At 54.4% G+C, this 12,959-nt stretch carries 9 protein-coding genes; 2 read left to right on the top strand and 7 right to left on the bottom strand.

Translation table 11 applies throughout. From position 1 onward, the window contains the following. Nucleotides 1–79: 79 nt before the first annotated feature. The 3 genes from rapZ to uvrA form a co-directional block, all read right to left on the bottom strand. Nucleotides 80–1,024, bottom strand: a complete 945-nt coding sequence (rapZ, locus tag ABKA16_RS03020; RefSeq protein ID WP_017147430.1) for an RNase adapter RapZ — start codon at nucleotides 1,022–1,024, stop codon at nucleotides 80–82. A 64-nt stretch (nucleotides 1,025–1,088) separates the two neighbouring features. After that, the gene (gene uvrC / locus ABKA16_RS03015) at nucleotides 1,089–3,416 is read right to left on the bottom strand and encodes an excinuclease ABC subunit UvrC (RefSeq protein WP_380998898.1); all 2,328 of its coding nucleotides are present in this window, start codon (nucleotides 3,414–3,416) and stop codon (nucleotides 1,089–1,091) included. Nucleotides 3,417–3,434: 18 nt separating this feature from the next. Continuing rightward, nucleotides 3,435–6,365 carry an excinuclease ABC subunit UvrA gene (uvrA, locus tag ABKA16_RS03010; protein ID WP_380998901.1) on the bottom strand — a complete coding sequence of 977 codons (2,931 nt, stop codon included), beginning with the start codon at nucleotides 6,363–6,365 and terminating at the stop codon, nucleotides 3,435–3,437. A gap of 248 nt (nucleotides 6,366–6,613) precedes the next feature. Here uvrA and ABKA16_RS03005 point away from each other — a divergent pair, with 248 nt between their 5' ends. Further along, the gene (locus ABKA16_RS03005) at nucleotides 6,614–8,209 is read left to right on the top strand and encodes an ABC-F family ATP-binding cassette domain-containing protein (protein WP_380998904.1); all 1,596 of its coding nucleotides are present in this window, start codon (nucleotides 6,614–6,616) and stop codon (nucleotides 8,207–8,209) included. 103 nt (nucleotides 8,210–8,312) lie between these two features. Continuing rightward, on the top strand, nucleotides 8,313–9,233 hold the full coding sequence (locus tag ABKA16_RS03000; protein ID WP_380998906.1) for a LysR family transcriptional regulator: 921 nt from the start codon (nucleotides 8,313–8,315) through the stop codon (nucleotides 9,231–9,233). Nucleotides 9,234–9,278: 45 nt separating this feature from the next. Here ABKA16_RS03000 and pyrE read toward each other — a convergent pair whose 3' ends face one another. From pyrE to pyrF, 4 genes are read right to left on the bottom strand one after another with little or no spacing between them, the layout of a single operon-like run. Beyond that, the gene (gene pyrE / locus ABKA16_RS02995) at nucleotides 9,279–10,043 is read right to left on the bottom strand and encodes an orotate phosphoribosyltransferase (protein ID WP_380998909.1); all 765 of its coding nucleotides are present in this window, start codon (nucleotides 10,041–10,043) and stop codon (nucleotides 9,279–9,281) included. Next, nucleotides 10,031–11,044 carry a dihydroorotate dehydrogenase gene (locus ABKA16_RS02990; RefSeq protein WP_380998912.1) on the bottom strand — a complete coding sequence of 338 codons (1,014 nt, stop codon included), beginning with the start codon at nucleotides 11,042–11,044 and terminating at the stop codon, nucleotides 10,031–10,033. The genes pyrE and ABKA16_RS02990 overlap by 13 nt, the downstream gene beginning before the upstream one ends. After that, nucleotides 11,044–11,922, bottom strand: a complete 879-nt coding sequence (locus tag ABKA16_RS02985; RefSeq protein WP_380998914.1) for a dihydroorotate dehydrogenase electron transfer subunit — start codon at nucleotides 11,920–11,922, stop codon at nucleotides 11,044–11,046. The genes ABKA16_RS02990 and ABKA16_RS02985 overlap by 1 nt, the downstream gene beginning before the upstream one ends. After that, a complete protein-coding gene (gene pyrF / locus ABKA16_RS02980) occupies nucleotides 11,922–12,950 on the bottom strand; it encodes an orotidine-5'-phosphate decarboxylase (RefSeq protein ID WP_380998917.1) in 1,029 nt (342 codons plus the stop codon). Before pyrF ends, ABKA16_RS02985 begins: the two co-directional genes overlap by 1 nt. Between the last annotated feature and the right edge of the window lie 9 nt (nucleotides 12,951–12,959).

Genomic DNA, 12,959 nt, shown 5'->3' with positions numbered 1-12,959 from the left:
ACGCCCTAGGACACGCCATCTTCACGGTACTATCGGTTAAAACAAACTCTGCTATTGTAGCGTTACCACCTGAACAAATTTATGAGGACCTTTTCTGGCCGCCTGCAGTGGTCCCTGCGTCCTGATCCTTCCGGTCAAGTTCACGGGCTGATACTGTTACATTCAGGCTGTGTTTCCTCAAACGCCGTGCTATTTCTTCACTCATGGCTACAGACCTGTGCTGCCCTCCGGTGCAGCCCACCCCAATAGTTACAAAGTGCTTATCCTCACGGGAGTACCCTTCAATGGCAATAAGCAGGGCAGAAACATAATTATCCAGGAATTCCTGCGCGCCTTCACTGTGCAGGACGTATTCGCTTACCGGGGTATCATTGCCGTTGAGGTTCCGCAGTTCCGGAACCCAGAAAGGATTGGGGAGGAACCGCACGTCAGCAATAAAATCGGCATCAGTAGGGACCCCGTGCTTAAACCCGAAACTGAAAATGTGGACATTGACAGTAGACGCACCTTTGCCTACAAGATTCTCATAAATATGCGTAGACAGCTGGTGGATGCTCAGCCCTGTAGTATCTATAACGATATCAGAACGTTCTTTAAGCGCTGAGAGAAGGTCGCGTTCCTCCCGGATGCCGTCTATGAGCCGTCCGCCGTTCTGCAGCGGGTGGGGCCTGCGCACGCTTTCATACCGTTTGATAAGCTCATCATCAGAAGCATCCAGGAACAGTATCCGCGTTTTAACGCCCAAATCATCCAAATGGCTGATGACTTCAGCCAGGTCATCAAAATAATCACGCGACCGCACATCAATAACAGCAGCAAGCTTATGGAAACCCGACTCTGAGCTCGTCATCATATCAACCATCGGTATGAGGAATTTTGGCGGCATATTATCTACTACATACCAGCCAATATCTTCAACGCTGTCAGCAGCGTGAGTACGCCCGGCACCGGACATCCCTGTAATAAGGAGGACCTCAAAAATATCTTTCGGGCCAGGCCTCTGTTTTTCTGTCATATCATCCATCTCCCGCGTGAAAACCGGTAGTACTCAGCATAACGTCTCCCCCTCTACAAACCCCTTTCCTCACCTATGCCTTTTCCTGCGAAGCATGCACAGCAGAATAGACCGCCTCGGCTTTCTTTGCGCCGATCCCCCTGACTTCCCGGATCTGTTCAATACTTGCAGCGCGTATCGCCTTAACGGAGCCGAAATGCGCCAGCAGCTTCTTCTGGAAAGTTTCCCCAATACCATCCGCATTGTCAAGGATCGAAGTGAGCAGGCCCTTGCTGCGCTTTTTGCGATGGTATGCGATAGCAAAGCGGTGGGATTCATCCCTCACCCTCTGCATAAGGTACATCCCTTCACTCTGACGTTTCATAATGACCGGATACCTGTCATCGGGAAGCCATATCTCTTCAAGCTTTTTAGCGAGGCCGCAGACAGCAACATCAGAAATATTAAGATCTTCCAGGGCGCGGGCCGCCGCATTGGCCTGCGGCTTTCCCCCATCAACGACAATAAGGTTGGGTGTATACGCGAAATGGCGCCTGTCAGTATCCTGCTGGACTGCATCAGCCGGATCCTGGATATCCCCTGCAGCCTGAGCCTCAGTACCCTTTGCAGGAAGGCTCCTCTGCCCGGCGTCCGCGCGCCCGGCCTGCTGACCGGTATCGGCAGGGATATCGGGAATATTCCCATTCCCCTGCGGCTCCTGCGTTCTGCGGGCACTTTCGATGCGCTTCATCTCTTCTATGCTCTGCCCGCTGTCACCTGCGATATTGCCGTGTCTGAAACGGCGGGTAAGGGTCTCATAAATCGCACTGGTATCATCAGCGGCGCCCTGCCCGTCCTTGCCGCGGATAGCGAAATGCCTGTATTCTTTCTTGCGGGCGATCCCGTCTTCAAAAACGACCATGGAAGCGACCTGGTACCCCCCTCCGGAAGCATTGGATATATCGTAGCATTCGATCCGCAGGGGCGCCTCTTTAAGCCCAAGTGCTTCAGCAATCTCATTAAGGGCCTGGGTCCGCATCCCCATATCAGTCATACGGCTTGATTTGACCCTCATAAGGGTCTGCTGCGCGTTCGTATTCGCGCGTTCCATAAGGGCGCGTTTCTCACCCCGCGATGCAACACGTACGCTTACCGCTGATCCCCGTATACCCGACAGCCATGCTTCAAGCTCGTCTTTGCGTGAGGGGAGCACGGGGACGACCACTTCACGCGGTACCGGCGATATCGGGGAAAGGAGGTCATCACGCCCAGTCTCTTCCTGCCTGCTGCGCCTCTTCCTGGTCACCTGTGCACGGGAAACAGCATCCTTCGCTGTAACCTGCTGGCTTGGGGCGAGGGCATCCCTGCTGCGGGAAACCGCAATAGAAACGCCTTCCTGCCTGCGGCTCTCCTCTGCCAGATCAGAATATACCTGCGGTATAAGGTCAGAGACTAACTGGCTGTCGTCAACATCTTCGACCCGTTCAACGCTCCAGCTCCGCTCGCCCCGTATCGTCCCCGCCCTGACGAAAAAGCAGTGGACGCTGGCTTCCAGCTCATCAGAAGCCAGCCCGAAAATATCTGCGTCCACACTGTCGTCCAGGACTACTGAATTCTGCTCCAGTACGGAAGACAGAGCGGTGATCTGGTCCCTCAGCTTGGCAGCAGCTTCAAAATCAAGTTCAGCGCTCGCTGACTGCATTTTCCCGGTAAGCTGCCTGGCATAAGCTTTGCCTAATTTCCCGGTAAGTATCCCTATCACCTGTTCACACAGCTGCCTGTGGTCCTGCGGCGATATCCACCCTACGCACGGCGCGGAGCATTTGCCTATATAGGCCAGCAGACACGGCCTGCCTGTTACCTGGGCTTTATGGAACACGGACGGCGTGCAGGTACGGACAGGGTAAGCATGCAGCAGGGAATCCAGGGTCTTCCTCATATTCCATACTTTTGCGTAAGGGCCGAAATACCTGGTGCCCCTGCGGTTCCTGTTACGGGTTACCCAGATGCGCGGTATCTCTTCGTTAACAGAGATAGCCAGATACGGATACGTTTTATCATCTCTGAAAACAACATTGAACCGCGGGTCGAACTCCTTGATCCACGTATATTCGAGTGTCAGGGATTCCAGTTCAGTCCCTACAACCGTCCATTCAAGGCTCCGCGCTGTGAGGACCATTGACTGCGTCCGCGGATGGAGGTTCTCCAGAGGCTGGAAATAATTGCTCAGCCGGCTGCGCAGGTTTTTTGCTTTCCCCACATAGATGACCCTGCCATCAGCATCCCTCCACTTGTAAACTCCCGGCTGCACAGGGATATCAGAAGCCTTGGGGCGGAAAAGGTCACGGCTGTCCCCCAGGAGAGGGGCGCCGTTGGAGTTAGTCCCCGGGGAAGTACCGCCAGTCTTTCTAAAGTCGCTCATGTGCCCTGGTGCCTGTCCTTAATGCTTTGTACTCAGCATATCTTTAAGGTACTTCCCTGTCCAGCTGTTTTCATCCTCAGCAACGTGCTCGGGGGTACCCTGCGCAACAACAGTACCGCCGCCGTCCCCTCCTTCCGGTCCCAGATCAATGATCCAGTCTGCGCTTTTGATGACATCCAGGTTATGCTCAATAACGATAACGGTATTGCCTTTATCGACAAGCCCCTGCAGAACAGACAGCAGCTTATTGACATCATCGAAATGGAGTCCTGTAGTCGGCTCATCCAGGATATATACAGTACGTCCGTCAGACCGCTTCTGCAGTTCTGTAGCAAGCTTCACACGCTGGCTTTCCCCTCCGGACAGTGTCGGGGCAGGCTGTCCGAGACGGATATAGCCAAGTCCTACATCGACCAGGGTATCAAGATACCTTGCGATCCCCGGATACGCTTTGAAGAAATCAGCGGCCTGTTCAATGGGCATATCAAGGATATCCGCCACAGTCTTCCCGTTATAGGTGACTTCCAGCGTTTCCCTGTTGTACCGTTTGCCATGGCATACTTCACAATCCACATAGACATCGGGAAGGAAATTCATTTCGATTTTCAGGGTGCCGTCGCCATGGCATGCTTCGCATCGCCCGCCTTTGACATTGAAAGAGAATCTGCCGGGGCCATATCCGCGCACCTGGGCCTCAGGTGTCTTGGCAAAAAGCTGGCGTATCTTATCCCATACACCGGTATATGTGGCCGGATTCGAACGCGGTGTGCGGCCAATAGGGTTCTGGTCCACGTGGATGACTTTCCTCACCTGTTCAAGCCCTTCCACCCTGGTATGCCTGCCGGGGACGATGCGCGCACCGTTAAGCTTATCAGCCAGCACCGGGTACAGTATCTGATTGACCAGTGTGGATTTCCCGGATCCTGATACGCCTGTGACTGCTGTCATAACGCCAAGGGGGAAGTCTACGGTGATATCCTGCAGGTTATTCTGGCGCGCCCCTACTACCCGCAGCTTTTTTGTTTTGTATGTACGGCGCCGTTTCCCCGGAACCGCAATAGACCTCCGTCCGCTGATGTAGTCGCCGGTAATGGAGCGCTCGGCCCTGTGCAGCCCTGCAGCTTCGCCTGAATATACTACTTCCCCGCCGTGTTCGCCGGCTCCGGGGCCAATATCGACAAGCCAGTCAGCTGTTTCTATGGTTTCCTGGTCATGCTCGACGACTATCAGGGTATTGCCCAGATCACGCAGATTATGCAAGGTATAGATCAGCCGCTCATTATCGCGCTGATGGAGCCCGATAGACGGCTCATCCAGGACATACATGACCCCCACCAGGCCTGAGCCTATCTGCGTAGCCAGGCGTATGCGCTGGGCTTCGCCCCCTGAGAGGGTGGCGGCCGCACGCGACATAGTCAGGTAATTAAGCCCCACATCATTGAGAAAAGCAAGCCGTGCACGGATCTCTTTCAATACTTCTGCAGCAATACGCGCAGCAGCACCTTCAAGGCGGAGGTGCTCCATCCACATGGCGCACTGCGATACAGGCATGTCGCACAGGTCAATGATCGACTGCCCCCTGACAGTCACAGCCAGCACTTCGGGTTTGAGCCTCCTGCCATGGCATACTGCACAGGGGACTTCACGCATATACGATTCATAATACTGCTTCATCATTGCGGAGTCAGTCTCATCATGCCGGCGCATCAGCGCCCGGACTACGCCTTCAAAGCCAGTCGAGTATTCGCGGGTGCGGCCCCATCTGTTGCGGTAGGAGACTTTTACCTTGAAATTATGCCCGTAAAGCACAGCTTCACGCACCGTATCAGGAAGGTCCTTCCACGGTGTATCCATAGAAAAACCAAGCTCATCAGCCAGGCCGTCCAGCAGATGCCCGTAATACTGCGACTGCGTCTTTGACATGCTCCATGGCTCAACAGCACCCTCCCCTAGCGATTTCTCCGTATCAGGGATAACAAGTTCAGGGTCTATTTCAAGCTTGTAGCCGATGCCTGTACACTCAGGGCACGCGCCGTATGGCGCATTGAAGGAAAAAGTCCTGGGCTCGATCTCGTCAAGCTCAAGTTCATGGCCGTTAGGGCAGCTGCGCTTTTCAGAAAAAGGCTGCCTGCGGGAAGGGTCCTTTTCATCTTTATCGACATAATCAATAACAATGATCCCGCTGCCCAGGCGCAGGGCGGTCTCCACGGAGTCGGTCAGCCGCTGGCGTATCCCCTCTTTGACCACCAGACGGTCCACTACGATTTCAATAGTATGCTTTTTCTGCCGTGCAAGGCTGATATCCTCAGACAGCTCATGGAGCTGCCCGTCGATGATCGCACGGGCATAGCCGTCTGAACGCAGGGTCTCCATGACTTCAACGAATTCGCCTTTCCTTCCGCGTGCCACTGGGGAAAGTATCTGGAAACGGGTCCGTTCAGGAAGCTTCATCAGCGTATCGACGATCTGCTGGGGGGTCTGGGCTGTCACTTCCTCCCCGCATACAGGGCAGTGGGGTATGCCCACACGCGCGTACAGGAGCCTCAGGTAATCATATATTTCCGTGATCGTCCCGACGGTTGAACGCGGATTCCTGTTGGTCGTCTTCTGGTCGATCGATACTGCCGGGCTCAGGCCTTCAATAAAATCGACATCAGGCTTGTCCATCTGCCCCAGGAACTGGCGCGCATAGGCGGACAGCGATTCTACATAACGCCGCTGCCCTTCAGCGAAAAGGGTATCGAAAGCAAGGGAAGACTTGCCGGAGCCTGACAGCCCTGTAAATACGACCATGCGGTTGCGCGGTATTGCCAGGTCAACATTCTTCAGGTTATGCTCGCGGGCACCCTGGATCACGATTTTCTGATCACTGGGAAGATCATCAAGAGTCTGGACGATTGCATTGTCCGCAACCCGCAGGCTACGGGAAGTATGCTCAGCAGCAGCCATAAAACCTCGCGTCTATATCAGCTTTACACATATACAACAAGAAGATGATAGCACGGTAATCGAACATCCGTTCGATATCCGACAACCCGGAAACCGCGTCCCCCGTCAGATAATTCAGATAACACTGCCTGTTCTTGGACATGCATCCTCCCCTTAAGCATTTTTATGCTGCAGGCGTCCCTGTATGTTTGACCGGACATTTACAATGAAAAGCTGTACGGTCACACAAGTTACGGGATAGGACTGTTATGACGATTGAGGCGCATGGCCTGGAGATCCGCATAGGCGCAAGGCTTTTGCTGGCCCCTACAGATTTTACCGTATCCAAAGGTGACCGTATCGGCCTTGTGGGACGTAACGGCGCCGGCAAAACCACCCTGACGCGTGTTATCACGGGGGAAGCCCTACCGTCATCCGGGACGGTCCGCACCACGGGGAAACTGGGTTATCTCCCCCAGGACACCCATGCAGCAGACCAGGGGCAGCCAGCACTGGACCGCATAATGAGCGCGCGTAATATCTCTTCTATCATTTCACGGCTGCGCAAAGCAGAAAATGATATGACCGATCCCGCACTGATGGAAAAGGCTATGCGCAGATATGACACAGCAATGCAGGATTTTGAGAATGCAGGCGGATACGCGGCACAGTCCGATGCAATAGTTATGGCAGAAAGCCTGGGCATACCGCAGGATATCCTCAAGAATCCGCTCGGCAACCTGTCCGGCGGCCAGCGCAGGCGTATTGAACTGGCCCGCATCCTTTTCTCCGATGCGGATACGCTCATCCTGGACGAACCGACAAACCATCTTGATGCCGATTCCATTGAATGGCTTCAGAAGTATCTAGCTTCATACGATAAAGGACTTCTTGTCATCTCCCATTCGACCGAGCTTTTAGGCGAGACCGTCAATAAAATATGGCATCTTGACGCTCTAACGGCGCATATCGATATGTATTCGATGGGATGGCAGGCATACCTCCACCAACGGGCCGTTGACGAGGAAAGGCGGAGGCGCGAACGCGAGGTCGCTCAGAAGAAAGCCGACCGGCTGATGAAGCAGGGGATCCGCCTCCACGCGAAAGCCACAAAAGCCGTTGCCGCACAGAATATGATGCGCAGGGCGGAAAAGCTGCTGGAGGGGACACAGGGGGAATCACAGCGGGAAAAAGTTGCCGATATCCGCTTCCCTACCCCTCAGCCCTGTGGGAGGACGCCTATCATGGCTAAAGATATTTCCAAGGCGTACGGATCGAATATCGTATTCGCAGGGATCAGCCTTGCTATTGACAAAGGCTCCCGCGTCGTGATCCTTGGATATAACGGTGCAGGAAAAACTACGACACTGCGTATACTCGCCTCTGAGGATACCCCCGATACAGGCGAAGTCGAATACGGGCATGGTGCAAAGATAGGCTATTTTGCACAGGAACATGATACCTTGGATACAGGCGCCACAGTACTGGAAAACCTCCAGCATGTCGCTCCTGACCTTGATGATACGCATGTCCGGTCCATCCTGGGCAGTTTCCTCTTTTCCGGCGATGACGTCTTCAAACCGGCCGCCGTACTGTCAGGTGGGGAAAAGACCCGCCTGGCGCTCGCAACGCTGGTAACAAGCGGGGCCAATGTGCTGCTCCTGGATGAGCCGACGAATAACCTTGACCCGGCAAGCCGCGATGAGATACTTAAAGCTATTGCCAAATATGAGGGTGCTATCGTCCTTGTGACCCATGATGAAGGAGCGGTCAAAGCCCTGGATCCTGAGCGGGTGCTCCTCCTGCCCGATGGCGATGAGGATTTATGGGATGACGGATATCTTGACCTTGTAGCCGAGGAGTAACAGCATTCTGCAAGTGCTGCCGTCCCCCTGCCGTCCCATATGGCGAGACGGCATGCGATATAAATCGATCTTCTGTATTCGGATATTGGTATAAATATTTGTTATGACATTACTGCAGTTAAAATATGTTGTCAAAATCGTCGAATGCGGGTCCATGAATGAGGCTTCAAAAGAGCTCTATATTTCCCAGCCTGCATTGAGTTCGGCAATAAAAGAGCTTGAGAAAGAGATGAATATCGAGATTTTCACCCGTTCGCCCCAGGGGATATCCCTGACGGTTGACGGGCAGGAATTCATCAGGTACGCGCATCAGGTCCTTGACCAGACAGCCCTCCTCGAAAGCCGGTATAAGCATACGATACCCCGCAAGCAGCTGTGCCATGTGGCGACCCAGCATTATATGTTCGCTATTGAAGCGTTCGTGGAAATGATCCGCGAAACACAGACCGATGAATACGAATTTGCCATCCGTGAGATGCGCACTCGGGATATCATCAATTCCGTAGCCAATATGCAGTCAGAGATCGGCATCCTGTATACGTCAGATTTCAACCGTGATGTCATCAGCAAGCTCTTAAGGGAAAAGCACCTGGAATTCCACCCCCTGTTCACCGCCTCCCTCCATGTATACCTTTCACGGAAGAACCCCCTGGCTTCAAAGGAGGTGGTAACTTTGCAGGACCTCGAACCGTACCCCTTCCTCCAGTACGACCAGGGCGAAGAGGGGAGCTTCTACTTTTACGAAGAGGCTATATGGCCCAAATATTCGCGTAAAAAGATCAATGTCAGCGACCGGGCCACGATTTTCAATTTTATCGTCGGCCTGAACGGATATACCATCTGCACCGGTATTAATAATGAGGACCTCGACAGCGAAAAGATCATAGCTGTACCGCTGGATTCGCCTGAAACCATGCTTTTGGGATGGATCGGGAATGAAAGGGCGAACCTGTCCCGGGCAGCCGAATACTATCTGTCCAAGCTGAAAGATGTTGTATCCTCCCACGGGCATACGCTTATCTAGTATCTAGCTTTGAGCTGCAGGCACCGCCGGCTGCCTGCCTATAAGTCAGGCACCGTATTTATCCAGATACTGCAGGGCCTGCCCATAAAGGCTGCTGTCCAGTACAGGTGTGCCATCCGGACCGGTAAGGGATCTGGCAGAATCCAGTATCTGCCGTATCGTTGCGATTGCAATAACCGGGAAACCGAACTCCCTGCTGACTGACTGCACGGCAGACATGTCCGAGCCGCTTGTCTTTTCCATGCGGTCAACGCTGAGGACAAGGCCGGCTATCTGTACATCCGCAGTACCTTTAAGTTTGGGGATAACTTCCCGGATCGCCGTCCCTGCGGTCATCACATCATCAACCAGCAGGACCTTCATGCCGTCTTTGAGCTGCGTGCCGACAAACAGGCCGCCGTCACCATGGTCTTTAGCCTCTTTCCTGTCAAAGGTATACCCAACAGCATTACCGTCGCCCGATAATGCCATTGCCGTAGATACGGCCAGCGGTATGCCTTTATACGCAGGGCCAAAAACAGTATCAAAGCTGCAGCTGATGGTGCCGCTGCTTACAGCATTCCTGACTGCGGCAGCATAAAAACCTCCCAGTTCTGCTATTTTCCCGCCATCGTTGAACGATCCTGCATTGATGAAATACGGGGAGACACGGCCGGATTTCAAGGTAAATTCGCCAAAACTGAGGGCACGGCAATCCAAAAGGAAGCGCGTGAATTCCCTGCCCAGGCTGCCGCTGTCGGGTCTGCTCTGCCCGCCGCAGGCATAGGATGCTGTACTGCCGGAATTATGTGAGTGACTTATATTGCCCATGTTTCCCCTTTCGCCAGAGAGTCCGCAAGCTCGGGGCGCTCGTCCAGTTTTTTATCAAGGTCAGCCGCTATACGCAGAGGGGCTACAGGGTCAAGGAGCGCAGCTGAACCGACCTCAACGGCATTCGCACCCGCATACAGGAATTCCAGGGCGTCATCAGCATTTGAGATGCCGCCGATCCCTATGATCGGCATCATAGGGAGCGCCTGCCTGACTTTATATACAAATGCCAGGGCCATGGGATGGATAGCAGGTCCGGACACGCCTCCTGTGATATTGGCGATTATCGGTTTCCCTGTGTCCACGTTGATCCTCATGCCTACGAATGTATTGATCATGCTCAGGGCATCAGCGCCGTTATCGGCAGCTGCCCTGGCCACAACAGTGATATCTGTAATATTGGGGGTGAGCTTGATGATCATCGGCTTGCCTGTTAAGGGACGGAGCTTTTTCATCAGCCGTTCAAGTGCCGCAGGATCGCTCCCTACAGCCATCCCCCCGGCAGATACATTAGGGCAGCTGACATTGATCTCAAGCATATCAGCCTGGCTGTCAGCAAGCTTTTCAACGACCCGGCAGTAGTCATCGTCACTATGGCCGGCAACATTAGTGATAACAGTTGCTCCCAAGTGCTTGAGCCGGGGCAGTTCATCCCTGAGGTATACATCTACCCCGGGGTTCTGCAGACCGACAGCATTAACGCTGCCTGCAGCAGCCTCCGCTGTCCTGGGGACCGGATTGCCCTGCCACGGTACAGGTGAAACCCCTTTAGTCGTTACTGAGCCAAGCTGCGAAACATCATAGAACCGTCCGCATGCATCAAGGTTGAATGTGCCGGAGGCTGTACCTACCGGGTTTTTCCATGGGACCCCCGCAACGACCGTGCCATGTTTCCACTGATGGATACAGGACTGTGCCGTTGAATACGCATCGCTGCTCCCCTGGATGCCGCTGCAGGCACTTTTACGGATGCCGCGCCCGGTTATATCCGCCATTACCATTATCTGTCCCCTTCCTTTCCCTGGCCCCATACCAGCTCTTCTGCGGAGAAAACCGGGCCGTCAAGGCATACTTTTCTGTATCCTGTAACGGTCGGGGCAACGCACGCAAAGCATGCGCCGTACCCGCATCCCATACGTTCTTCCAGGCTGAACTGCGCCGGCATGCCATGTGCAGCTGCCCAGCGGTGCACAGCCCGCATCATGGCTTCGGGCCCGCAGCATAAGATTTCAGCTGAACCGCCTTCACTGCTGCCGGTAAAGTGCCTTTTCCCCTGGTCCCATCGGTCAAGCAGTGTTATGACGTTGCCTTCAGCATTGGTGATGGAATATGCAGTATCAGCGTATCTGCCGATAATGCTGTCAGCAAAGCGGGTATCCCTGTACCCGAAAAGGGCTGTAGTCCGGACCCCCTGCATATCAGCGATTTTCTGCGCCGCATAGATAAGCGGCGGTATGCCGAGCCCTCCCCCGACAAGGAGATATTCCCTGTTATCTTCAATGGAATAGGGCTTGCCGAGGGGGCCGAGGATATCAACATAATCCCCTGCCTCAAGGCTGCTGATCTCCGCTGTACCGCCCCCTACAACAGCAAATATGAAACTCACCGTATCGCCATCGGTCCCGCACACCCCGAACGGACGGGGGAACAGTTTCTGCTCGTCATGCGTATATACATTGACAAACTGCCCGGCAGCACTGTTGCGGGCGGCGTACCCGTCCCTGATGCTGAGGCTGAAAACCCCCTCAGCCAGCTCCTCTTTGCGCACTACCGGCACACTTCTGCGCGACGGGAGGAACCCATGCATATGCTCAAGCCGAGCGCTGGCCGCAGGCTCAGCAGCAGCCGTCCTGGTACTGGTAAAACCTGTTGCCGCCATTATGACCCTTTCTGCTGATGGTTATGGGACACTGCGGTATGCGCCTCCGTGCTGCCGGGCTTCAGCGATCCGATGATATCAGCCCGCATTGCTGCTGCGGCACGGTGCGCACTGGCTGCGGCACAGTCCAGCGCCTGGCCCCTGGTAAGGGACGGCGAATACTGAGGATCCTTTTTCCATGCGGCAATAATACCTCGGGATGAGTTGACAACGGCACCGGTCCCGTCAGCATTGAACAGGGCCGCCGCATCAGCTGAAGTGCCGCCCTGCACACCGTACCCGGGGACAAGGAACATCGTATGCGGCATCCGGCTGCGGAATCTGGCGGCATCCTGTATATGTGTCGCCCCCACTACCGCCCCGACGCGGGAATATCCGGAAGCCCCGCAGTACTCTTCACCCCACTGTGCTATCAGCTCCGCTACATACATGCCGACTGTAGCCGGCCCCTGCAGGCTGCAGGTATCCGCAATGCCGGCAGCCCCCTTTGCATCCTTTATATCCAGATCCTGCAGCTGGGCGCTGGAAGGGTTGGATGTTCTGCACAGGACAAATATATCTTTATCATTCCTTTCAGCTGCCTCAATAAACGGCCTGATACCGTCAATACCAAGGTACGGGTTAACGGTTACAGCATCTTCGTGCCATACGTCAGCCCCCCGGCCTGATATTCCCGGGATACCTGACAAATGCGCCGCATAAGCCTGGGCGGTGCTCCCGATATCCCCCCGCTTGATGTCACCTATCACATAAAGGTCCCGCTCCTGCGCATACCGTGTTGTACGGCAGTACGCACCGATCCCCGCCGGCCCGAGTGCTTCGTACATGGCTATCTGGGGTTTGACCGCAGGAACGATATCGCTGACAGCATCAATAATAGCCCTGCTGAAATCCGCATATGCCTCTGCAAGGCTTTCGGCAGAAGATACATCTTCAAGCACCTGCCTCGGGATAACTTCAGGCCGCGGATCCAGCCCTACAATGCAGGGGCTGTGCATTTTTTCTATAGCTGTAGCCAGTCTGTCCATAATACCCTT

Origin of the sequence: Scardovia wiggsiae (assembly GCF_051045985.1) — a bacterium.
In the GTDB taxonomy this organism is placed as follows: domain Bacteria; phylum Actinomycetota; class Actinomycetes; order Actinomycetales; family Bifidobacteriaceae; genus Scardovia; species Scardovia wiggsiae.
The sequence above is the reverse complement of the archived record's forward strand: the minus strand, read 5'-3'. Positions and strand labels throughout refer to the sequence as shown.

Coding starts and splice junctions, on each gene's coding strand:
- rapZ (WP_017147430.1), bottom strand. CDS start 1,024: ATGGATGATATGACAGAAAAACAGAGGCCTGGCCCGAAAGATATTTTT.
- uvrC (WP_380998898.1), bottom strand. CDS start 3,416: ATGAGCGACTTTAGAAAGACTGGCGGTACTTCCCCGGGGACTAACTCC.
- ABKA16_RS02990 (WP_380998912.1), bottom strand. CDS start 11,044: ATGGTAATGGCGGATATAACCGGGCGCGGCATCCGTAAAAGTGCCTGC.
- ABKA16_RS03000 (WP_380998906.1), top strand. CDS start 8,313: ATGACATTACTGCAGTTAAAATATGTTGTCAAAATCGTCGAATGCGGG.
- pyrE (WP_380998909.1), bottom strand. CDS start 10,043: ATGGGCAATATAAGTCACTCACATAATTCCGGCAGTACAGCATCCTAT.
- ABKA16_RS02985 (WP_380998914.1), bottom strand. CDS start 11,922: ATGGCGGCAACAGGTTTTACCAGTACCAGGACGGCTGCTGCTGAGCCT.
- uvrA (WP_380998901.1), bottom strand. CDS start 6,365: ATGGCTGCTGCTGAGCATACTTCCCGTAGCCTGCGGGTTGCGGACAAT.
- pyrF (WP_380998917.1), bottom strand. CDS start 12,950: ATGGACAGACTGGCTACAGCTATAGAAAAAATGCACAGCCCCTGCATT.
- ABKA16_RS03005 (WP_380998904.1), top strand. CDS start 6,614: ATGACGATTGAGGCGCATGGCCTGGAGATCCGCATAGGCGCAAGGCTT.